We start from the raw sequence: 21,199 nt of genomic DNA, 5'->3' as shown, positions 1-21,199 counted from the left end.
GTCGTCGCGGTCAGGACGGGCGCACGGTGAAAGTCGTCGTGCCGGTTGCGGTCAAGGTGCGGGCGGACAGGACGAGGCGGTTCAGACGATCGCCCCAGATCGCGCTCAGGCGAGGGTCGGTCAAGGGGAGCGGCTCGATCGTGAGCGCCACCTCGCCGGCGTCGTACGAGATCGACAGGTCGCCGATCTGCACAGTGCCGTCGGACGTGGTGATCGGGCCGTTGACGACCAGGTGCCAGACCAGCGAGCTCGGTGCTTCCTGCAGCTCCCAGGTGTCGGTGAGTTCGATCAGCTCGGCCGGGCGATCCATCACCAACTCCCTGCGCCAGGAACGGATGCCGGCCTCGGCCGGGTACGCCCGCGCCAGGTCGAGCTCGCAACGGACCCGCTCGTCGCCGATCCCGGCCGACATCCCGGTCGCGCGAAACTCCGGGCCGGGCAACTGCGACAGTCCGTTGACCTTCGGCAGGTTGTGGTAGTCGCTCTGCATCGTGAAGATCTGGTAGCGCTCGGCCGAGAACGTCTGCCGCGTGTAGCTGCCGACGCCGAGATCGACGATCCGGGGTACGCCGTCGACGGCGATGACGAACGAGCCGACGTCGTTGTGGTTGTGCGACTCGTCGTTGTGCCCGCCCTTGAGCGCGAGCAGCAGACGCTCGGAACGGGCGACCAGTACCTCGGTGTCCGGCAGCCAGGTGGCCCGGGCTCCCGGATCTTCCTCGTCGGCGCGGAGAGCCGGCGTCAGCAACGTGCCGACCACCCGACCCATCGACGGGATCCGCGCGACCAGCGGGTCGCCACGGCGCTTGATCGCCCGGGCATGGTGCCGCGCGGACGGCTCGTCGGTGTGCACGCCGAGCCGGTACAGCGGGTACGCGACCGACGGATCGTCCAGTTGCGCCGGGCAGTCCGCGAAGTTGACGTACCACAGGCCGTCGATGTGCATCGCCGGCAGGTACGACGCGATCGGCCGCAGCTTCGGATGCCGGAACCCGTCCAGCGTTCCGCCGGAGGCGTCGTACAACAGCGCGAGACTGTCCGCGACGGCGCCGCCGGCCCGGGTCCAGTACGACGCGCCCTCGTCGCAGCCGCCGTCGTCGGGGTAGGAGTCGAGGAAGACGTCCAAGCCGTCGATCACGCGCGACACGACCTCGGTACGCTGGGCCGGATCGCGTTCGAGCAGGACGGCGCACGCGGTCAGGTTGGAGTGGATCCACGGGTTCCAGTTGTTCGTGAACCCGGTCAGCCACGGCCAGTCGCGGATCTCCAGGAACGGCGTCAGCACCCGGCGGTCGACCTCGGTCGCAATCCGGTCCCGGGTGCCGGCGTCCAGCCCGACGAGCGCGTCCACCCACGCGAGGAGGCCGCCGGTCTCGGCGCAGAACAGGTCGAGATCGCGATCGCCCGGACGCGGCAGAGCCTCGCCGCGCGCGATCGCGGACGTGGCGTGGGCCGGGATCGTCCAGGTCAGCTCGTCACACACCAACCAGATGCCGTCGGTGACATCGGCGACCCAGCGCTGCTCGCCGGTCAGCAAGGCGGCGACCGCGCTGGTCACGATCCGGCGCCGACGCGCGAAGTACGGCGTCTCGTAGCGCTCGCGATCGCCGTCGTGGTGGAAGCGGGCGTAGTCGCTCGCCAGCAGGACCGGCCAGGGCGTGGCGAGCTGTGATTCGGCGTCCGCGAGCAGCGCCGTACGGTCGGCTGCCGGGACGCTGTCCCACGCCGGGACTGTGGCGAAAGGCTTGTCCAGCGATCGGGCCAGAAGTTCTTCGGGCAGCAGGTCACGCAGTGTTTGAGCCATCGGGCCAGAAGTCTAGCCGCCGATTTCATACGACTGTTTCGTCAACCAGGACAGGGTTTGCGTGGCGGCGGCCCGGGCACCGGGGCGGCGATACGGGGATCACAACTGACGGAGGGAAGGAAGAATGGCATTCATCCTGTGGATCATCGCGGTGATCCTCGTCGTGTCCGGCATCGTGTCGCTGTTCCGCGGCCAGGTGATGTGGGGCGCAGCCCTGATCATCATCGGTCTGCTGGTCGGCCCGGGCGGCGTCAGTATCTTCACGTGACCCAGTGGCTGGGGGTCCGCGAACGACCCCCAGCCACCCCACGCACTGCTAACCGACGGACGGCCCCAGGCCGAGGGACTGCGGCGTGCTGGAGTCGGGGCTCGGCTGATGCAGCCCTTCGTCGAGCGCGCCGTACTCCGTCATCAGGGCGGGACTGCCGCCCCACGGCGTCTGCTCCTCCGCGATGAGGGTGTTGGTCGTCAAGAGCAGACCGGCCACCGACGCGCCGTTCTGCAAAGCAGAGCGCGCCACCCGGAGCGGGTCGATGATGCCCATCGCGAGCATGTTGCCGTAGACGCCGTCCAGCGCGTCGAAGCCTTCGTCGACGCCCATCTGCGACGTACGTTCCAATACCTCGGCGCCGTTGTACCCCGCGTTCGCGGCGATCAGGTACGCCGGTTCGCGCAGCGCCCGCCGCACGATGTCGACGCCCGTCTTGTAGTCACCCTTCACGTCCAGGCCGTCGAGGGCCGATGCGGCATGCAGGAGGGCCATGCCGCCGCCCGCGACGATCCCTTCGGCCATCGCGGCCCGCGTCGCGGACAGCGCGTCCTCGACCCGGTGCTGGAGCTCCTTGAGCTCGGCCGGGGTCGGCGCGCCGACGCGGATCACCGCGACCTTGCCCGACAACGCGCCGATCCGCTCGGTCAGCACGTCCTCGTCGACGCCGAATGTCGCCCGCTCGAGTTCCGCCCGCAGCTGCGCGATCCGGAAGGCGACGTCCTTGTCGTGGCCGCTGCCGGCGACGATCGCCGTCCGGTCGGCCGTCACCCGCACCTGGTCCGCGCGGCCCAGCTGGTCCAGCGTCATCGTCTCGAGGGTGAACCCGGAGTGCCGGCTGTAGACCGCGCCGCCGGTGATCGCCGCGATGTCCTCCAGCTTGTGCAGCCGCCGGTCGCCGAACCCTGGCGCCTTCACCGCCACGCACTGGAACAGCCCGTTGACGTGGTTGTGCACCAGCATGCTGAGCGCCGTACCTTCGAGGCTCTCGGCGATGATCACCAGCGGCCGCGGCTCGCGCATGATCTTGTCGAGCAGCGGCATGACCTCCTGCACCTTGGTGATCTTCTCGCTGCACAACAGGATGTACGGGTTGTCCAGGACGGCCTGCAGACTGCCCGGATCGGTCACCATGTACGGCGACAGGTACCCGTTGTCGAACTCGAACCCCTCGACGAAGTTCACGCCCATCCCGTTGATCGAGGACTCCTCGACCGTCACGATGCCGCCGTCGCCGACGGTGTGCAGCGCGTTCGCGATCACCGCGCCGACGATGTCGTCGTCGTTCGCCGAGATCGCCGCCACCCGCGCGTAGTCCTGCTCGGTCACGACCGGGTGCGCGACCTCGCGCAGCCGCTCGACCAGCTTGCCGACGGCCAGGTCGATACCCCGTTTCACCAGAACGGGGTTCCCGCCGGAGCCGATCGCGTGCATCCCCTCGCGGATGATGGCCTGCGCGATCACGGTCGCCGTGGTGGTGCCGTCGCCGACGATGTCGTTGGTCTTGATCGCGGCTTCCTTGACCAGCTGCGCGCCCATGTTCTCGAACTGGTTCTTGAGGAAGATCTCCCGCGCGATCGTCACGCCGTCGTTGGTGACGACCGGCGATCCGGTGATCTTCTCCAGGATGACGTTGCGGCCCTTCGGCCCCAGCGTCGACTTCACCGCGTCGGCGAGCTGGTCCACCCCGGCCAGCAGCAGATCCCGCGCGCTCTCACCAAACCTCAGTTCCTTGGCCATCAGTTCCCTCCGGAAATGGTCGTGTTACGGCACGAGAATCGCGCGGCCGCGGACCCGGCCGGCGTCGAGATCGGCGACCGCGTCGGCGGCCGCGTCGAGCGGGTACGTCCGGGTGTGCAGTGTGACCTTGCCGGCCTGTGCGAGCGCCATCAGCTCGGCCAGCTCGTTGAAGGTGCCGACGATGTTGCCGACGATGTTGCGCTCGGTCGAGATGATGTCCAGCGTCGGGATCTGCACCTGGCCGCCGTACCCGATCACGAAGTACGAACCGCCGCGGCCGGTCATCGCGAAGCCGTCCTGCTCCGCGCCCTGCTCGGCGACGAAGTCCAGGACCACGTGGGCGCCGGCGCCGCCGGTCAGCTCCAGTACCTTCTCCACCTGCTTGCCGTCAGCAACGACCGTCTGGTCGGCACCGAGCTGTTCGGCCAGCTTGAGCGCGTCCGGGTTGCGGTCGACGACGATGATCCGCGCCGCCGTCAGCGCGGCCAGGCACTGGACGCCGATGTGGCCCAGGCCGCCCGCGCCGATCACCACGGCCGTGGTGCCGGGAGGCAACAGTGGCAGCGCCTTCCGGACCGCGTGGTAGGCCGTGATGCCGGCGTCGGCGAGCGCCGCGACGTCCTGAGGTCGCGTGCTCGGGTCGAGTTTCACGCAGGCGCGGGCGGAGGTGAGGAGGTACTCCGCCATCCCCCCGTCGCTGTCCAGACCGGGGAACGAGCTGTTCTCGCAGTGCATGTCGTCCCCGGCGCGACAGGCGTGACACAGACCGCAGGTCGGCGTCGGATGCAGGATGACGGTGTCGCCGACCTGCACGTTGGTGACCGCCGAGCCGACCTCGTGCACCCAGCCGGCGTTCTCGTGCCCGATCGTGTACGGGAGCGACGGGTGCATCGCCGCGTCCCACTGACCCTCGATGATGTGCAGATCGGTCCGGCACACGCCCGCGCCGCCGATCTTGACGATGACGTCCAGCGGGCCCTTGACGACCGGTTCCGGTACGTCCTCGACCACTGGTTGCTGGTGGTACCCGTGCAGTCGAACGGCCTTCATCCCTGCTCCTCCTCGCCCGCACCGGCCTCGGTGTACCGGTGCCTCAGCATTCCCCTGCAGATACCGGTGTTGGCCTCGATGCCGGTCCGGGTCAGCCGGGCCAGCCCGAGGTGCCGCGCCGCCGCGGGTGCGGCGACGGCCTCGCCGGTCGCGACGTCGATGAGCAGCGGTGCGTCCGGTCCGGTCGGCAGCCCGAGCTCGGCCCGCCGCCGCAGCAGCCGGTCCAGCTCGGCCGACGGCGGTACGTCGGCGATCGTCAGCCGCGCCACCTCCGCCGGATCGGTGCCAGAAGCAACAAAAGGCCGGCAGACCTGATCGGTCCCGGCCAGCACCGCCTTGGCGACGAACGTACGGCGTAACTCGTCGAGCTCCGCCGCCGCCTCGCCGTCGAACGAGGCGACGAACCCCGCCCGCGCCGCCACCCCCGCATTGATCTGGGCCGCGGCGAAATGATCCTCCAGTGCGACGTCGACCGATCGCAACGCAGGCAGCGCCGACACCACGTCGTACGCGTCGGCGACCATCAGGAACGCGAAGTTCGGCGCGCAGAAGTAGGTCGGCAGCCGCAACCGCACGACCGCGTCACCGGCGGCCGACACGACGCAGGTCGAGACGAATCCCAGCGTCGTGATCGGCTCGTCCAGCTCCGGGTCCCGGACCGCGCTCAGCGCGTCCAGGACCCGGTCCTTCTCCGTGAAGACCGCTGTCATCAGGCTTCGACCAGCTTGGCGCTGTCGTCGGTCTTGAGCTGCAGCTCGGCCGGCACCTTGAGGTCGTAGAGCTTGGCGGCGTTCAGCCCGAGGATCTTCTTCTTCCCCTCCACCCCGAGCCGCGGGTAGTCCGCGAACTCCGGCTGGTCGGGGAACTCCCAGTCCACGAAGCCCTCGACCTGCCACTTCGGCTCCCAGATGCCGTAGTCGCTGCCGAACGTCATCTTGTCCTCGCCGACCCAGAACAGCAGTTCGCCCATCACCTTGTTGAAGAACTGCGGCCGGGCGTGCATCAACCCGCCGATGACGACCGACAGACCGGCGTACACGTTGGGTTCCTGGGTGGCCATGAAGCAGAAGTCCTCGATCCGCGGCAGGCCGACGTGCTCGACGATGAAGTTGAGCTCGGGGAAGTCGGTCGCGGCGTGGTCGACATCGGCGACGTCGAACGCGTCCTTGTCCAGCGGCCAGATCGTGGGGCCCTTGTGGACGTGGATGTTCTTGATCCCCAGCTCCTGCGCCTTCGCCAGGTAGGTGTACGCCGCCGGGTCGGTCAGCTTGTAACCGCGCGAGCCGGCGTTCCACTCGGCGGTGTAGAGCTTGACGCCCTTCGAGCCGTACCGCTCGACATTGCGCGCCAGCTCCTCCAGGCCGGCGTCGCCGTCACGGGGGTCGAACCGGGTGTTCAGGACGAACATGCCCGGGTGCTTCTCGCCCAGGTTGGCGTTCTGCTCGGTGGTGTTGAAACCCTCCGTGTACCACTCCTTCAGGTACGTCGGCTGGAAGATCGCGATGTCCACGTAGCCGTCCTCGAAGACGTCCTTCATCAGGTCGTCCTCGGTGTAGCTCATGAACTTCTCGATCGGCCAGTGGGTCTCCTTCGGCGCGAGGCTCTGGTACGCGTGGAAGCACTCGATCCAGCCCTTCGCGTACTGCTCGGCACCCTTCACCCAGTTGTCCGGGCCGGCCTTCCACATATGCATGTGGCTGTCGACCACGAAGTACTTCTCACCGTTCTTCTCGTACACTCCAGGACCCCCTTGTCAGCTGGATGCGGTCAGGTCGAAGCCGATGTACTCGGCGGCGTCCTCCGGGTTGGCGAACATGATGGTCCGGTCGTCGAGGTGGACCATGCGGCCGTAGTGGGTCGACATGTTCTCCTCGAACTCGGCCTGGTCGAAGTACCCGGGCTCTTCGCCGAGCGCCTCGGAGATGTCGTCGTAGATGAACTCCATCTTGCCGATCGCGTCGACCCGGATCATCGACGGCAGCGGTGTCACCGTGACGTTGTCGTACGCCTTCATGACGTCCGCGACAACCGCGCCGACCTGGTTGTTCATCAGCGTGACGCCGCACTTGTTGGATGCGGTGTTGTCCTGCTTGAACGGGCTTTCCGCGGTGGTGAACGTACTGGTCACAGTGACAGCTCCTTCGGTTCTTCGAGGCTCAGCGTGCCGAGGATGCCGCCGAACCGGCTCTTGACCCGGTCGAGGCCGTCCTCGAACCGTGGCGGTTTCGCGTCCGGCTGCGACCACAACGGCTGCAGCGTGCGGGCCGCGGACAGTGACAGCGCGGTCCACTTCGACGCCCAGTCCTGCAGGATCGACTTGTTGTGGTCCGCGAACTCCCTGTCGTTGGTGAGCAGCTCGAACATCGCCGTCGTGTAGCGCAGATCGCGCTCGGCGAAGTCGTACTCCGCCGCGCCGACGACCGTCGGGGTGACGAAGTCGCCGTTGCGCGGGGCGGCCTGCTGCACCAGCTGGCTGCGGAACAGTTCGCCGACGAGCGGCTCGAAGACGACGTTCGCGGCGAAGATCGCCTCGCACCAGTCGTCGATCGCGGTCAGCTGCTCGGCCACCTCGCGCACACCCTGCCAGGCCGGATCGTTGTTCCAGGTCTCCAGGTGCGCACTGCCGTCGAAGCCCTCGATCTCCTCCGACAGCGTGAGGTTGTACAGCGCGAGGTCCTGGGCGGCGCGGATCCGGTGCATGCTGTTCACCGAGATCGCGTTGTTGTGCATGTTCGTGGGTGCGCGCCGGTTCGCGTTCGCGTACAGGTACAGGCCGAGCCCGTGGTCGACGTGCATCCACGCGCCGACGTGCTGCTCGACGAACCGCACCCAGTTCGTGTTCCACTGCTCGAACGCCTTGGACGCCTTCGCGGCCTCGACGTTCTGGGTGACCTGGCGGACCACGTTCGAGTTGTAGCGGTAGAGCGTGAGCTCCCACTCCTCGTTCGGGTCGCGGAACTCGTGCCAGCCGGTGGCCGGCCATTCCTTCACGAACAGACCGCCGGTACCCGGTCCGCGCTGCGGGCTGGGCTGGTCCGAGCCCCAGGCCTTCAGTACGGTCCAGTCCAGCGGGTAGCCGCCGCGGCCGTCGGAGAAGCCGTACAGCCAGCCCTGGCTGAGGTAGTGCCGCGGGTCGGGCTGTACGTCGACCGTGACGTCCTCGTAGTGGGTCTGCTTACGCTTCTGCGGCGTGTAGTAGTTGTACCGCCGGGAGTTGGAGTCCGGGAACTCGCGTGCGCCCGCCTCGGCATCGGTGAAGACCGGCTTGGGGACACTGCGTTCTGTCTTTGGTGAGTCCTGTGTGGTGGTCATCGGCTTCCTGCCTCCAGCACCTTCGAGTCACCGGCGTCGCCGGTCGTGGTGAACTTGTCGTAGTAGATGTGCTTGGTCGCGACACCGAGCCGTTCGAGCAGCGGGATCGCCGCCTCGACCATCGGCGGCGGGCCGCACACGTAGGCATCGGCCCCGGTCAGGTCCGGTTCGAGCCGCTTGACCACATCGGTGATCAGTCCGCTCTCGCCGTCCCAGTCCTCCTCCGACAGCGCCGGTACGTACCGGAACCGCGGCAGCCGCTGCTCGAGCTCGCGCAACTCCTCCTCGAAACACAGGTCCAGTTGCGTCCTGGACCCGTAGTAGAACGTCGTCGGCCGGTCGATCCCGCGCTCGGCCATCGACCGCAGCAGGGCCAGGATCGGTGCCATCCCGGCCCCGCCACCGAGGAAGACCAGCCGGGCGTCCGGGTTGTCCCGGAGGGTGAACACCCCGAACGGTCCGGTCAGGTCCAACCGGTCACCGACCCGGAGCCGCTGGTCCAGGAACTCCGAGAACATCCCGCCCGGATAGACCTTGATGACGAACTCCAGTTGCCCGCTCTCGCGGCTGGACGTGTTCGCCATCGAGAACGAGCGGCTGGCCCCTTCCTCGCCGGCGTCCGGCACCGAGATGTCGACGTACTGGCCGGGAAAGAACTTCAGCTCGCCGGGCTCGGACAGTTTCAGCACCAGGTGCCGGAGGTCGTGCGTCACCGGGGTGATCGCGACGACCTCCGCCGTCCGTTCCTGGATCGGCAGACCCGAGCGGATCATGTCCTCGTCGTAGTTGAGCAGCTCGATCGTGAGGTCCTCGAAGGCGTGCGCCCGGCACAGCAGCGTGTAGCCCTCGTCCAGTTCGTACTCCGGCAGCGCGAAGGTGCTGTAGCGGTCCAGGTCGATGTCCTCACCGTCGAGGACGAACGACTTGCAGGACGCGCACTGTCCCTCCTTGCAGCCGTGCATGAGCATCACGCCCTGCTCGGCCGCTGCGCGCAGGATCGTCTGGTCCTCGTCGACCTCGATCTCGATGCCGACGGGTTCGAACCTCACGACGTGCTTGTCGCCCATGTGAATCAGGCGTCAGCAGGAGCGGGTCGTCCGGCCGGGCCGCCCTTGACGTAGCGCGCCGCGAACGCGGTCCGCTCGTCGTCGGACATCTCGTTCAGCAATACGTTCGGGCTCGCCAGCGGCGGGCACTTGCGCAGGTGATCGAGGGTCCACATCTTGCTCGGGTCCAGGTCGAGGTGCGGCTGCGCGACCATGGTCTTGCCGTCGTCGCGGACGAAGCCCATGTCGGAGACCACGTCGGCCCAGTTCCAGCCGTGGTACAGCGTCTCCCACTCGCGGTGGCCGATCAGCTTGCCCATGTTCGGCGTCTGCCGGCCCTGGTACGTCGGCCGGAAGGCGGTCTCGTCGGTCCACTTGCACATCTCGTGGCAGTACGTCCGCCACTGGCCGTCGACCTTGGCCATCACCATGTCCTCACGGACCAGGCACGGGACCATGCAGGTCCAGCAGCGGTGCGGGTACTCGTAGTCGACGTCCTCGAAGACGATCGGCTTGTGCCCGTTCGGCGTCGCGAGCCGGTTGTAGTTCTCCCACCACGCGCCGTACTTGTCGTACCAGCCCGGGTACTTGTACTCGAACCACTCGAAGTCCTTGTCCGTCATCGGGTCGATCCGCCAGTAGTTGGCGAGCCAGCCGGTGGCGAAGAACTGGGCGACCTCGTGCACGTAGCCCTTGTTCCAGATCTGGTTCCAGGACTCCTCGATCAGGTCGTGCGGGATCTCGAGTCCGTACTTCTCCAGCGGCACCAGGTAGCTGCGGTAGTAGTCGTCGTAGATCCAGCGGCGCCACATCTCGGCGTAGGACTCGCGGTCCTTGCGGCGGTCCTTGGTGCCGTACTCGATGAAGGTGCCGATCGCGGCGTCGACGACGCGGTGGTTGTTCCACCAGGCGTACCGCAGGTCGCGGGCGAGCAGCTGGTGGTTGTCCTCGTCGGCGAGCGCCATCAGCAGCGTCGCGTACCCGTTGCTGATGTGCCGGGACTCGTCGGACTGGACCGAGTGGAACACCGTCGGCAGCAGGTAGTCGCCGTTCGCGGCGGCCTCGGCCGGCATCGCGACGAACAGCGTGTTGGTGAAGGCGGTCTCGGCCACGATCGTCAGGTAGATGCTGGCCGCGGTGATCGCGTCACCGGTGATGAAGCCCTCGGCGAACTGACGGCCGATGGTGCCGCAGTAGTCGCTCTGGAAGTCGCGCAGGCTCGAGTTGAAGCCCGCTGGGTCGATGTAGTTGTTCATGTACAGACGCTTCAGGTTCTGCTGGATCGTCGAGTGCCTGACCTCGTCGATCATCTGGATGGCCTGCCCGTTGTGCAGCTCGGGGTTCGGCACGGTCCGGAACAGCAGCGGCATCGCCCGCGCGGCCGAGATCTCCGGCAGCGGGATGATGCTCAGGAACAGCTTCTGCCATTCCAGCCAGCGTTCCTGGACCTGGCGGAACATGTTGCCGCGGATCGCGCCGTCCGAGGCGCCGTACACCCGGTGGTCCTTCTCTTCCTGCATCGGGAAGTACGACCGCAGCACCTGCTTCAGGGGGTCCTTCTTCTGCGCCTTACGGAACGTGTAGTCCGTCCCGTACTGGGAGACCGGCTCGTGGTACGCCGGTTCCCATGACAACTCCTGGATCTTCTGGTGGGCCTTCGCCACGCTTTGGCGACTCATGGCTTTCCTCCCGCTCATGTGGCCGGCTGTGTGTTTGCAGTACATCGCCGCCACGAGCGGGGTGAGGTCTCAAATTGAGAAGGGTTCAGGACTCGCCGAAGAAGGCCTCGCGGAGCTCGGCGAGCCGCTCTTCCTTCTGCTCGACGAGCCGGTTGTCACCCTGCGGATCGGGCTGGATACCCAGGCAGCGCAACAGTTCGGCGGCCGGTTCGCCGGGGTGCCCGGTGGCTCCGAGAACAGGGTGCAGACCGACGTCGGCGAGGTGTTCGAAGACGAGATGTACGACGGTCCACGGGTTGTAGGACTCCTGCTGGGGCGAGACATCGTTGTCCATCGGACCTCCAGTCGTTGACCTCCATCGGATGCCCGTGCGGGGCTGCCGGTTGTCTCATTCTGAGACGCCACTTGTGTCCGGCTGCACTACGCTCGGAGGTACGGGACGTGACCTGGTGGGAGGCCCCGTGGACGAACTCGCACCGTCGATGGAGGACAACCGGCGAGCCGCAACGGCGCGCCTGAACTTCCTGACGCTCGATCCGGTCAAGCCGCAGGATGTCCGGCCGCCGATCCTTGCCTCCTGGGTACGGTCGCGGCGCTGGAACCTCCCGGCCGACCGGATCACGCTGCCGTACGTCGCCGACCCGGACCTCGACATCCCCTTGACCCGCAGCGCCGGACCCGTACTGCGGCAACTGCACCAGAACCTCGACGGTCAGCCGATCAGCGTGATCCTCACCGACCGGACCGGCATGGTGCTGGAACGGCTGACCGCGGACACCAACCTGGCCCGCTATCTGGACAAGGTTTTCCTGGCGCCGGGATTCAGCTACGCCGAGGAGTTCGCCGGCACGAACGGCATCGGGACCGCGCTCGAGGGCGGCGGGCCGATGCACGTGTTCGGGCACGAGCACTACGCGGAGGATCTGGAGGACCTCGCGTGTGCCGGCGTACCGATCAAGCATCCGGTGAACGGCAAGACGATCGGCGCGATCGATCTGACCTGCTGGCGCAAGGATGCCGGGTCGTTGCTGATGGCGCTGGCCAAGACCACCGCGGAGAACATCCGGGCCGCGCTGCTCAAGGACAGCTCCGCGCGGGAGTTGTCGCTGCTGCAGGCGTATCTGCAGAGTTCACGCCGGCTCGGGGACATGGTGATCGCGGTCGACGACGACCTGTTGCTGATGAACGCGAAGGCCGGTCAGTCGCTTGATGCGGCCGACCAGCGTGCGGTGATCGGTTACGCGGGCGAGATGCTCGCCCGCGGGACGACCGAGGCGATCGTGGCCGAGCTGCCGACCGGTTCGTGGGTCCGGATCATGTGCCGCCCGGTCACGTCCGGCGGTCGTGGCGGCGGCGGGATCATCCAGGTCAGCCCGCACTCGCCGGGGGTCGGCGTACGCACCCCGTCCACAGGGCATCGGCCGCCGCCGCGTCCGGTGCTGCCCGGGCTCGTGGGGCGTAGCGCGCCGTGGCTGGGCAGCAGTCGTGAGGTGGACAACGCCTGCCGGGCCGGCCAATGGGTCGTGCTGACCGGCGAACGGGGCACCGGCAAGGTCACGCTGGCCCGCGCCGCGCATCATCAGAACAACCCGGCCGGTTTGTTCCACACTGTCGACGTGGCTCGGCTGGGTGACGGGTTCGCCGCCGAGCTGGAGTCGGAGCTGGCCGACGATTCGGTGCAGGCGTTGGTGATCCGGCACGTCGAGCGCCTGGACGCGAACGGTGTCGACGCGACGATCGCCGCGCTGTACGACGTACTCGAACGCCGGCCGGCAGATCCGCCATGGGTGGCGATCACGCTCACGTCCGACGACGCCGACACTCCTGACTTCGGTGAGCTGCTGTCGCTGTTCCCGCTGACCGTCGAGGTGCCGCCGCTGCGGCATCACATCGAGGATGTCCGCGAACTCGTTCCGTATTTCCTCAACCAGTTGAGTCACGGCGAGCTGACGTGCGGGCCGGATGCCATGCAGCAGCTGATGCGCTCCGCCTGGCCCGGGAACACGGCCGAGCTGTGCCAGATGCTCAAGCAGGTCGTCGTACGGCGTCGTCGTACCGGGGTGATCACGCCTGCGGATCTGCCGGCTCGTGCGCAGGCGATCAGCCGCCGCAGCCTGAGCCAGTTGGAGGCGCTGGAACGCGACGCGATCATCCGCAGCCTGATCGCGAACGACGGCCACAAGGGTCACGCCGCGAAGTCGCTCGGCATGTCCCGCGCCACCATCTACCGCAAGATCCACGACTACGGGATCCAGCCGCCTTAAACGGTCCGGGTGACGACCCAGCGGTGCGGCGAGATGGGCCGGGTGCGGGTGAAGCCGTGGTTCTCGAAGGCGGACATCGGCCCGGTGTGCAGGAACGAGCCGGACACCTTGCGGTCGTCGGTTTCCTCCGGGTAGCCCTCGACGACGCCGCCGCCGTACTGCGTGATCTGCTCCAGCGCACCGCCGAGTGCCGCATCCGCGACCCCGCGTCCACGCAGTCCCTTGCCGGTGAAGAAACAGGTGATCCGCCAGTCGGGCAGCGTCGTCAGGCCCTTCTCGTACAGCCGACGGCTCTTCACCTCCGGCAGCTCTTCAGGCGACCCGAACTGACACCACCCCAAACACTTCTCGCCCTCGAAGACCAGCGCCGCATGCGTGTCCCCGCTACGAACCCGCGCTTCCTTCTCCTCCCGATTCTGCTGAGGAGTCCGCCCCTTCCCGAGCTTCACATGAAACCCCACACACCAGCAGCCACCCCACACCCCGTTATTAGCCTCAACAAGCTCAGCAAACGCATCCCAAGTCCCGGCATCCAACGCCCGCACAGAAAACCCCACGCCCAACCACCTCCAACCACACCGTACTGTCAGCGGTAAGCGGTGGCCTGTAGGTGGTAGAGCTCGGCGTAGGTTCCGTTGGAGTTGATGAGTTGTTGGTGGGTGCCGGTTTCGAGGATTTTGCCGTTGGACAGGACGACGATCAGGTCGGCCATGGTGACAGTGGAGAAGCGGTGGGAAATGAGCAGGGTCACGGTTCCTGGGCGCCGTGCCTGACTGGCGATCTGTTCGAAGAGTGCGTGTTCGGTGGGCGGGTCGAGGGCTGCGGTCGGCTCGTCGAAGACGACCAGTGCGGGATGGGCGCGCATCAGCCCGCGAGCTAGTGCGAGTTTCTGCCACTGGCCGCCGGAGAGGTCGACGCCGTCGTCCCAGGCCGAACCCAGTTGGGTGTCCAGACCGCGAGGAAGGATCGTGCGTACGTCGGTGGCGCCGGCTCGCTCCATCGCCGCCAGCACGTTCCGATCGGTGAGCCGGTCGAGGTCCGCGACGCCGACGGTCTCGCGAGCGAGGAACTCGAAGGTCGCGTAGTCCTGGTACGTCCCGCTGACCCGCTGCCACCACGCGGGGACGTCGGCCAGGTCGGTCCCGTCGACGGTGATCCTTCCGCTGTCGGGCCGGTAGAAGCCGCTCAGAAGTTTGACCAGGCTGGTCTTTCCGGCGCCGTTCTCGCCGACCAAGGCTACGACCGAACCAGCCGGCAACTCCAGCGAAAGATCGTCGATCACCGGTCGGTCGCTCCCGGGATAAGCAAACGACACATTCTCGAGCTGAATCTCTCGCGACAACGCGGCCGCGGTTTCGATTGTCGGTTGGTCGACAATTCGCGTGCGGTCCTGCAGTGCGACCAGCCGCGTCGCGACCCGCAGCACCCAGAAGAACTGGCCGAGATAGGCGACGCCATTGACGACAGCACCGCCGACAGACCCGGCGAGCCCGATCACCAGCACCACATCGCCAGGCGTCGCCGTGCCGCCAACCGCATGCCGGATGATCAACACAATCGCGCCAACAAAGGCAGCAGCAGAGACGAGCGCATCGAAGGACTCCAGTACTGCCGCCTTCCGATCGGCCGTCTTCCGTACGCCGATGATCCGGTCGGACACGCGATGATGCCGTGCCCGCAGCTCCGCACCGAGCCCGAAGATCCGCAGCTCCTTGCCCGAGTCCGAGCTCGTCGCGACATCGAACAGATGCCGCCGAAGCCGCTCCGGCTCACTCGTCGCCTCCTGCGCGGCGACCCGCAGATCCCGCGCGCGCCGGCTGATCACGAGCGACACGAGCGCAACCGCGACGAGTACCAGGAGCACCGGATCCACCCGAGCGAGCAACACCGAAGTGACCACCAGTACGGCGGCCGCCCGGAGCAGCCCGGCGACCGCGTTGACCATGCTGCCGAGGCCGTCCCGTTCCTCGCGGATCCGCTGCACCTCGTCCAGGTACGCCGGTTGTTCGCGCTGCGCGAGTTCCGCCGTACCAAGCAGCTCCATCAGCCGCTTGTCGGCCAGCGCCTGGGCTCGTTCGATCACCGAGAACACGCAGTCCACATAGAAGAACAGCGCGACGATAAAGGTGCCGACGGCAACCGCCAGCAGCGCGGCCGCGAACAGGCCGGTTTCGACGTCGCCGGCGATCGCCGCGTCGACGAGCACCTTCGCGCCGTACGCACCGGCCGGTCCGCTCAGTTCGAACACCACACCGGTAATCAACTGCCAGCTCGCCGCCCGCGGCGCGGCGTGGAACCCGAACCCGAGCGCGACCCGGACGGCCCGCCAGGTCCTACGCATCGGCGAACCGTTCCGCTTGCAGCCGGAACATGTACGCATACCGGCCATCCGCGGCGAGCAGTTCGTCGTGGCTGCCGTCCTCGACGATGCCGCCGTCCGACAGTACGACGATCCGCTCGGCCCGTCGTACGGTCGAGAACCGGTGTGAGATGACCACCGTTGTCAGCCCCGCGGTGAGTTCGAGGAACCGCTGGTACAGATCGGCTTCCGCCCGTACGTCGAGGGCAGCGGTCGGCTCGTCCAGGATCAGCAGCTCCGCGCCCGTCTCGACGGCGTACAGCGCCCGGGCGAGCGCGATCCGTTGCCACTGCCCGCCCGACAGGTCGACGCCGCCCTCGTATTCACGCGAGAGAACCGTGTCCCACCCGCGGGGGAGCGACTCGACCAGGTCGACGGCCCCGGCCTTCACCGCCGCCCTCAGCATCAGCTCGTCGGCCTCATCGGGCGCACCGAGCGTGATGTTGTCGCGGACCGACAGGTGATAGCGGGTGAAGTCCTGGAACAACACTGCGACCTTCGACCGCCACGCCGCCGGATCGAGCCCAGCAAGCGGCTCGCCGTCGACGGTGATGCTGCCGGCGCTCGGCTCGTACAAGCGGCACAGCAGCTTGACCAGAGTCGTCTTGCCGCTGCCGTTGTCCCCGACGATCGCCAGCGACTGCCCGGCCGCGATCGTGAGATCCAGTGGACCGAGGGCGTTCCGCCGGGCACCCGGATACCGGAACCCGACGCCGGAGAGTCGCACCTCGGCCCCCGGAGCACGCGTACTCCGGCCCGACGCAGTGTCGGCGATCAGCCGCCCGTCGAGCTCCAGCACCTTCGGCACCGAGACCGTCGCAAAGGCGAGGTGCGCATTGGCGTCGCTGAAGGCCGGGTACCCGTTGGCCGTCGAGAGCGCCTGCAGATAAACAGTAAGAGCACCCAGCGCGATGTCGCCACGTGCTCCCGCGAATGCGAGCAGCCCGTACGAGCCGACGTTCAGCCCCACGATCGTCGCGGTGATCGCGAGCACCAGGACCAGCCGCGGCCGACGTACCCGCCAGACCGGAATCATCGAGGCCTGCCAGGTCGCCTCGAACCGGCCGATGAGCCAGTCGAGCATTCCCCACAGCCGCAACTCCTTCGCCGTCCCCGGAGCAAAGGCAAGGTCACGCAGGTACTCCGCTCGCCGCAGCGCCCGACTCTGGCCGTACCCGAGCTGCCCGACCCGGACGTACTCGCGCTGCATGAAGAAGAACAGCACCGGCCAGGCCAGCAGCCAGGCCAACCCGAGCCACCAACGGAACGCGGAGAGTACTGCGGCCGCGCCGAGGGCCTGCAGCGACGGCGCCAGGACCTCGGGCAACGCCTCCACGGCCCGACTCGGCCTGCTCGACTCGAGGCCGAGTCCGCGTGCGATGCGGATATCTGCCTGTACCGACGGGTCGTCCAGGTGATCGATACCCACCGGCCTGGCCACCGCAGCCATCACGACCTCCTGTAGATGGCGGTCGAGGTCGCGCCCCAGACCAGTCATCAGCAGACGCAGCAGCGGCTGCACGATCCGTTGCACCAGGATCAGCCCCGCGACCACGCCGAGCAGCGCCAACGTACGGCGGCCGGACGCGGAGCCGAATCCGCCGTCAGCAGCAGCCGGGATCGACCCGATCAGCATCCCGGTGAAGACCGCGATCATCACCGGGACCACCGCCGCGACCAGCACCGCCGTACCCGCCACTCCGGACCGCACCGGGCCGAGCCGGACCACCAACCGGATCACACCGGCGATACCGCGGAGTGCAGAAAGGTCCCTGGTCACGAGCGATCGGCGCGGACGAGGCGCCAGTCGTCGCAGGTCAGCACCGCGTCGAACCGCGCATGCGACGTCACGCTCTCGTACGTCGTGTGCACCGCCGGGACACCGTCGGCCTCGATCTCGACGTACCCGCTGCGGCGGATCCGGGGATGGTCCTGCCAGAACCGCATGCCTTCGGGCGAGAAGAGTGCCTGTGCATCAAGGCTCGAGCTCATCAGGAACCCGCACTGCGGACAGTCCACCCGTCGCGTATGCGTCCCGACCGGCGACCGCCCGCGCTCGAACGACACCGTGTGCCGATGCTCAGCGAGATGCTCGAAGACGTCGGTCCACACGTCGTACGCGTTGGCCGCTGTCCGGCGATAGAGCGCGCGGAATCCGGTGACGCCGTACGCGCGGGTGACCTGCACTGTTTCGTCGACGCCGTAGTGCCATGCCTCGCAGGACGCGCAGCGGAGGTCGAGCCGGCGCTCCGGTCCGGTGAACCTCCCCAGCCACCTGCTCGACCCGCAGCCCGGACACCAGATCGGAGTCTGCCGCCAGCCGGCGTCGTCCTTGTCGATCAGCCCGTGCGCGATCGCGTCATCCTGGTAGGTCGTGGTCAGCACCTTCCGCAACGCCAGCTTGCCGCGCTGCAACCGCATCTGGACCGCGCCCTCGGTCAGCCCGAGCCGTCCGGCCAACTCGGCGACCGGCGTCTCCTCGACGAACCTGCGAACCAGCGCCTCACGCGTGTCTTCGGGCAGCTCGCCGAGAGCGCGATCGAGCAGCTCGACCAGCTCCCGGCGTTCCAGCTCTGTCTCGATGTCGACGGTGCTTTCCGTCGTACGGTCGCTGACCAGCGCGAGCGGCTCACGTGCGCTCAGCCATCGCTTGCACAGGTTGCCGAGGATGACGAACACCCAGCGGTCGACGCCTGCCTGGTCATAGATCCGGCTGCGTAGCCGCCAGGCCTCGTACAGCGCCTGCTGGGCGAGATCCTCGGCAGCGTCGGCATCAACCCCGAGCCGCCGGGCGCGCCCGACCAGCCGGCCCCGGAGACCCGGCAACAGTTCGTCCCACGACGGTGATGTCATACCCCTTCATCATGGAACAGCCGCCGGATCTCACGCGCTTTCCGGGATTTCTCAGGCAGACACGATCATGACCAGGGAGCCGTCGAAGTGGGACTGGTTGCGGAGCTCGCCGTGCTTGGAGTCCCAGGTGCCGTCGGCGAGGTCGCGGGACAGGTGGTCCTCGAAACGGGTGTGGACCTCGGGGGAGACGAAGCTCCAGGCGGAGTTGGCCTTGCGGGCCCCGGGGTCGAGCAGGCGTTCCGGGCGGCCGTAGTACGCCTCGCCGAAGCCGTCGGTGCAGAGGAGGGGGATGGGCAGCGACATCACCAGGCCACCGCCGAGCGCGGACACGATCGTGTCGACGGGCGGGTAGCGGCCGGCCTCGACCTCGATGGCCTCGGGTGCGTACTCGTACAGCCAGAACTTCTGCAGGAGCGTCGGATCGCAGGTCAGTACGACGATCGGTCCGCGCGTGACCCGGCGTACCTCGGCCAGCCCGGCGCGCAGATCGGGCCACTGATGCACGGTGAACGTCGCCATCGCGGCGTCGAAGCTGTTGTCGTCGAAGGGCAGGTGCTCCGCGGTGGCGTCGACCGCCTCGACCCGGTCGGCCGGTCGCTGCGCGCGCATCTGCGCCGACGGCTCGACCGCGGTCACCTCGAGATCGCGCGGCTCGTACGATCCCGCGCCGGCGCCGACGTTGAGGACGGTCCGTACGTCGCCGAGCGCGTCGCGAATAGCCGCCTCGATCTGCGGCTCCGGCTGCCGGTACGACGTGTAGCCGCCGCCGATCCGCCCGTAATCCGCGTCCCCCGCACTCCCGTCCGCCGACCGTCCTGCCGTTTCCTGGTGGGTGCTCATCAGGCTCCTTTGCATGTGAGTTCCTACCAGCGACCATACGGCAGGACCAGGGATACCAGTGGTCTGTTCAGATGACCACTGGTATGCCTGGTACGTCAGTGGTGGTGCGAGCCGAGTCGATGGGCAGCGGTGGCGTCGGCGGCCAGCGGCTCGGTGTGGATGGTCGCCGAGGTGAGGCGGCGTACGCCGTGGACGAGGTCGTGCTCAACCTGGTGGCTGAGGTGGTGGGCGTCGACGAGTGACGTCGTCGAATCGACGGTGATGCTGGCCTCGGCGCGCAGACTGTGGCCCAGCCAGCGCAGCCGGACATCCGAGACGTCGAGGACGCCCGGGGTCGCGCGGATGATGCCTTCGGTCTGGTCCACCAGCGCCGGATCGACCGCGTCCATCAGCCGGCGGTAGACCTCACGGGCCGCGGCGCGCAGTACGAACAGGATGGCGATCGTGATCAGCAGGCCGATGATCGGGTCGGCGAGCCCGAAGCCGAGCCAGGCGCCGATCGCGCTCAGAACCACGGCCAGGCTGGTGAAACCGTCGGTGCGGGCGTGCAGGCCGTCGGCGACCAAAGCCGCCGAACCGATCCGCTTGCCGGTACGGATCCGGTACTGCGCGACGACCTCGTTGCCCACGAAGCCGACGACCCCCGCGACGATCAGTACGCCGACATGGCGCACGTCGGACGGGTGGACGAACCGCATGATCGCCTCGTATCCGGCGTACGCCGACGAGGCCGCGATCAGTACCACGACGAGGATCCCGGCCAGATCCTCCGCGCGACCGAAGCCGTAGGTGTACGCACGGGTCGCGAGCCGGCGGCCGACGATGAACGCGATCGCGAGCGGGATCGCGGTCAGCGCGTCGGCGTAGTTGTGCAGGGTGTCGCCGAGCAGGGCGACCGAGTTCGTGTAGCTCACGATCACGGTCTGGATCAGCGCGGTCAGGATCAGACCGGCGAAGCTGATCTTCAGGCAGCGGATACCCTCCTTGCTCGCCTCCAGCGCGGAGTCGACCTTGTCGGCGCTGTCGTGCGAATGCGGTACGAAGAGCTCCTTCAGCTTCCCGGCCGGACCACCATGACGCTCGTGCCCATGACCATGCCCGTGACCATGTGTATGCGTATCTGCGCACATACGCATACCTTAACCTTCGCGGCAGGCGCGAGCTAGCCCTCGGCGTTCTCGGCGAGGCTGGCGACGCCGTCGCTGCGATGGTGTTCGGGGATGCCCGGGCCGGCGTGTTCGGCATGGTGGATCGCGTCCTCGACCAGTTGCCGGACATGGTCGTTCTCGAGTCGGTAGAAGACCTGTGACCCTTGCCGGCGCGTGTGCACCAGCCGCGCCATCCGGAGCTTGGCCAGATGTTGCGACACAGCTGCCTGCGGCTTCCCGACCTGTGCGGAGAGTTCGTTCACCGCCAGTTCGGTGTCCAGTAACGCCCACAGCACCCGCACCCGGGTGGCGTCGGCCAGCATCCGGAACACCTCGACCGCCAACGCGACCTGCTCGCCCCCGGGCTGGTCCCTAACCTCGTCTGTGCGTGCGCTCATTCGCAGATCATGACAGCCCGGCCCGGTGCCGGAACCTCTTCTTCTGCAGTTGCCAGGTGGGGAGCAGGAGTAGCTCGTCCTGGTTCGACTGGTCGTCGGGGGTGCTGCGGAGGTAGCGGCTGATGCCGTCGGAGTTCACCCGGACGCGGGGGCCGCGGGTGCCGTCGCTGCGGCGGACGAAGGCGCGGCCGGCGCCTCGGTCGAGCCACTGGACGAAGTCGGCGAGCGACGACTCCTCCGGGTCGAGGCTGCCGGGGTCCCACCGGACGGCAGCGATGTGCTTGAGGTCGGGTTCCCCGTTCAGCCCGACCGCGGTCACGTACAGGGTCGTGTAACTCGCCAAGCTGGCCATCGAACTGTTCCTTCGAAGTACGCGGAGAAGTCAGGGTTTCTCCACCTCGGAGGCTAGCCGTCGGCCATCGCCTTGTGAAGTGAGTC

The 21,199-nt window shown here is 67.7% G+C and carries 20 protein-coding genes; 2 read left to right on the top strand and 18 right to left on the bottom strand.

What is annotated here, in order from left to right; genetic code table 11:
• Positions 1-10 precede the first annotated feature (10 nt).
• Complete coding sequence (locus ABT313_RS02030) at positions 11-1,804, bottom strand: heparinase II/III domain-containing protein (RefSeq protein WP_350847664.1); 1,794 nt, start codon at positions 1,802-1,804, stop codon at positions 11-13.
• Positions 1,805-1,928: 124 nt separating this feature from the next.
• Here ABT313_RS02030 and ABT313_RS02025 point away from each other — a divergent pair, with 124 nt between their 5' ends.
• Entirely contained in the window at positions 1,929-2,072 is a 144-nt protein-coding gene (locus tag ABT313_RS02025; protein ID WP_166678160.1) for a GPGG-motif small membrane protein, read from the top strand.
• A 48-nt stretch (positions 2,073-2,120) separates the two neighbouring features.
• Here the strand turns inward: ABT313_RS02025 and groL are convergent, their stop codons facing one another.
• The 9 genes from groL to ABT313_RS01980 all read right to left on the bottom strand — a co-directional run bounded on the left by groL (position 2,121) and on the right by ABT313_RS01980 (position 11,233).
• Positions 2,121-3,815, bottom strand: a complete 1,695-nt coding sequence (gene groL, locus ABT313_RS02020) for a chaperonin GroEL (RefSeq protein ID WP_350849832.1) — start codon at positions 3,813-3,815, stop codon at positions 2,121-2,123.
• 21 nt (positions 3,816-3,836) lie between these two features.
• On the bottom strand, positions 3,837-4,862 hold the full coding sequence (locus tag ABT313_RS02015; protein ID WP_350847661.1) for an NAD(P)-dependent alcohol dehydrogenase: 1,026 nt from the start codon (positions 4,860-4,862) through the stop codon (positions 3,837-3,839).
• Entirely contained in the window at positions 4,859-5,572 is a 714-nt protein-coding gene (locus ABT313_RS02010) for an iron-sulfur cluster assembly protein (RefSeq protein WP_350847659.1), read from the bottom strand. Before ABT313_RS02010 ends, ABT313_RS02015 begins: the two co-directional genes overlap by 4 nt.
• Positions 5,572-6,600 carry an amidohydrolase family protein gene (locus tag ABT313_RS02005; RefSeq protein ID WP_350847657.1) on the bottom strand — a complete coding sequence of 343 codons (1,029 nt, stop codon included), beginning with the start codon at positions 6,598-6,600 and terminating at the stop codon, positions 5,572-5,574. Before ABT313_RS02005 ends, ABT313_RS02010 begins: the two co-directional genes overlap by 1 nt.
• 15 nt (positions 6,601-6,615) lie before the next feature.
• Positions 6,616-6,990 carry a propane 2-monooxygenase effector subunit MimD gene (gene mimD / locus ABT313_RS02000; RefSeq protein ID WP_350847655.1) on the bottom strand — a complete coding sequence of 125 codons (375 nt, stop codon included), beginning with the start codon at positions 6,988-6,990 and terminating at the stop codon, positions 6,616-6,618.
• Complete coding sequence (locus ABT313_RS01995) at positions 6,987-8,174, bottom strand: ferritin family protein (protein ID WP_350847652.1); 1,188 nt, start codon at positions 8,172-8,174, stop codon at positions 6,987-6,989. Before ABT313_RS01995 ends, mimD begins: the two co-directional genes overlap by 4 nt.
• Positions 8,171-9,223: an NADH:ubiquinone reductase (Na(+)-transporting) subunit F gene (locus ABT313_RS01990; RefSeq protein WP_350847650.1), complete on the bottom strand. Its 1,053-nt coding sequence runs from the start codon at positions 9,221-9,223 to the stop codon at positions 8,171-8,173. Before ABT313_RS01990 ends, ABT313_RS01995 begins: the two co-directional genes overlap by 4 nt.
• Positions 9,224-9,246: 23 nt before the next feature.
• Positions 9,247-10,899 (bottom strand): ferritin family protein, encoded by a 1,653-nt coding sequence (locus tag ABT313_RS01985; RefSeq protein WP_130445110.1) that lies wholly within the window; start codon positions 10,897-10,899, stop codon positions 9,247-9,249.
• An 85-nt stretch (positions 10,900-10,984) separates the two neighbouring features.
• On the bottom strand, positions 10,985-11,233 hold the full coding sequence (locus tag ABT313_RS01980) for a hypothetical protein (RefSeq protein WP_350847645.1): 249 nt from the start codon (positions 11,231-11,233) through the stop codon (positions 10,985-10,987).
• Between the two features lie 127 nt (positions 11,234-11,360).
• Between ABT313_RS01980 and ABT313_RS01975 the strand changes: the two genes are divergently transcribed.
• Entirely contained in the window at positions 11,361-13,163 is a 1,803-nt protein-coding gene (locus ABT313_RS01975; RefSeq protein WP_350847643.1) for a sigma-54-dependent Fis family transcriptional regulator, read from the top strand.
• Here the strand turns inward: ABT313_RS01975 and ABT313_RS01970 are convergent.
• The 8 genes from ABT313_RS01970 to ABT313_RS01935 all read right to left on the bottom strand — a co-directional run bounded on the left by ABT313_RS01970 (position 13,160) and on the right by ABT313_RS01935 (position 21,113).
• Complete coding sequence (locus ABT313_RS01970) at positions 13,160-13,612, bottom strand: GNAT family N-acetyltransferase (protein WP_350847641.1); 453 nt, start codon at positions 13,610-13,612, stop codon at positions 13,160-13,162. The genes ABT313_RS01975 and ABT313_RS01970 overlap by 4 nt on opposite strands.
• A gap of 137 nt (positions 13,613-13,749) precedes the next feature.
• Complete coding sequence (locus ABT313_RS01965) at positions 13,750-15,504, bottom strand: ABC transporter ATP-binding protein (RefSeq protein ID WP_350847639.1); 1,755 nt, start codon at positions 15,502-15,504, stop codon at positions 13,750-13,752.
• Positions 15,497-17,302, bottom strand: coding sequence for an ABC transporter ATP-binding protein (locus ABT313_RS01960; RefSeq protein WP_350847637.1), 1,806 nt, complete (start codon positions 17,300-17,302; stop codon positions 15,497-15,499). The genes ABT313_RS01965 and ABT313_RS01960 overlap by 8 nt, the downstream gene beginning before the upstream one ends.
• A complete protein-coding gene (locus ABT313_RS01955; RefSeq protein ID WP_350847635.1) occupies positions 17,299-18,375 on the bottom strand; it encodes an RNA polymerase sigma factor in 1,077 nt (358 codons plus the stop codon). The genes ABT313_RS01960 and ABT313_RS01955 overlap by 4 nt, the downstream gene beginning before the upstream one ends.
• Positions 18,376-18,426: 51 nt before the next feature.
• Entirely contained in the window at positions 18,427-19,215 is a 789-nt protein-coding gene (locus tag ABT313_RS01950) for a class I SAM-dependent methyltransferase (protein ID WP_350847632.1), read from the bottom strand.
• Positions 19,216-19,310: 95 nt separating this feature from the next.
• Positions 19,311-20,345: a cation diffusion facilitator family transporter gene (locus tag ABT313_RS01945; RefSeq protein ID WP_350847630.1), complete on the bottom strand. Its 1,035-nt coding sequence runs from the start codon at positions 20,343-20,345 to the stop codon at positions 19,311-19,313.
• A gap of 32 nt (positions 20,346-20,377) precedes the next feature.
• The gene (locus tag ABT313_RS01940; protein WP_350847628.1) at positions 20,378-20,761 is read right to left on the bottom strand and encodes an ArsR/SmtB family transcription factor; all 384 of its coding nucleotides are present in this window, start codon (positions 20,759-20,761) and stop codon (positions 20,378-20,380) included.
• Positions 20,762-20,768: 7 nt separating this feature from the next.
• Entirely contained in the window at positions 20,769-21,113 is a 345-nt protein-coding gene (locus ABT313_RS01935; protein ID WP_350847626.1) for a hypothetical protein, read from the bottom strand.
• Between the last annotated feature and the right edge of the window lie 86 nt (positions 21,114-21,199).

The sequence above is a fragment of the Kribbella sp. NPDC000426 genome (genome assembly GCF_040300265.1).
Lineage (GTDB): Bacteria > Actinomycetota > Actinomycetes > Propionibacteriales > Kribbellaceae > Kribbella.
Note: the sequence above shows the minus strand (reverse complement) of the source record. Positions and strands in the feature narration are given on the sequence as shown.

Coding starts and splice junctions, on each gene's coding strand:
- ABT313_RS01965 (WP_350847639.1), bottom strand. CDS start 15,504: ATGCGTAGGACCTGGCGGGCCGTCCGGGTCGCGCTCGGGTTCGGGTTC.
- ABT313_RS02015 (WP_350847661.1), bottom strand. CDS start 4,862: ATGAAGGCCGTTCGACTGCACGGGTACCACCAGCAACCAGTGGTCGAG.
- ABT313_RS01955 (WP_350847635.1), bottom strand. CDS start 18,375: ATGACATCACCGTCGTGGGACGAACTGTTGCCGGGTCTCCGGGGCCGG.
- ABT313_RS02030 (WP_350847664.1), bottom strand. CDS start 1,804: ATGGCTCAAACACTGCGTGACCTGCTGCCCGAAGAACTTCTGGCCCGA.
- ABT313_RS01995 (WP_350847652.1), bottom strand. CDS start 8,174: ATGACCACCACACAGGACTCACCAAAGACAGAACGCAGTGTCCCCAAG.
- ABT313_RS02010 (WP_350847659.1), bottom strand. CDS start 5,572: ATGACAGCGGTCTTCACGGAGAAGGACCGGGTCCTGGACGCGCTGAGC.
- ABT313_RS01950 (WP_350847632.1), bottom strand. CDS start 19,215: ATGAGCACCCACCAGGAAACGGCAGGACGGTCGGCGGACGGGAGTGCG.
- ABT313_RS01985 (WP_130445110.1), bottom strand. CDS start 10,899: ATGAGTCGCCAAAGCGTGGCGAAGGCCCACCAGAAGATCCAGGAGTTG.
- ABT313_RS01935 (WP_350847626.1), bottom strand. CDS start 21,113: ATGGCCAGCTTGGCGAGTTACACGACCCTGTACGTGACCGCGGTCGGG.
- ABT313_RS02025 (WP_166678160.1), top strand. CDS start 1,929: ATGGCATTCATCCTGTGGATCATCGCGGTGATCCTCGTCGTGTCCGGC.
- ABT313_RS01980 (WP_350847645.1), bottom strand. CDS start 11,233: ATGGACAACGATGTCTCGCCCCAGCAGGAGTCCTACAACCCGTGGACC.
- ABT313_RS01945 (WP_350847630.1), bottom strand. CDS start 20,345: ATGTGCGCAGATACGCATACACATGGTCACGGGCATGGTCATGGGCAC.
- ABT313_RS01940 (WP_350847628.1), bottom strand. CDS start 20,761: ATGAGCGCACGCACAGACGAGGTTAGGGACCAGCCCGGGGGCGAGCAG.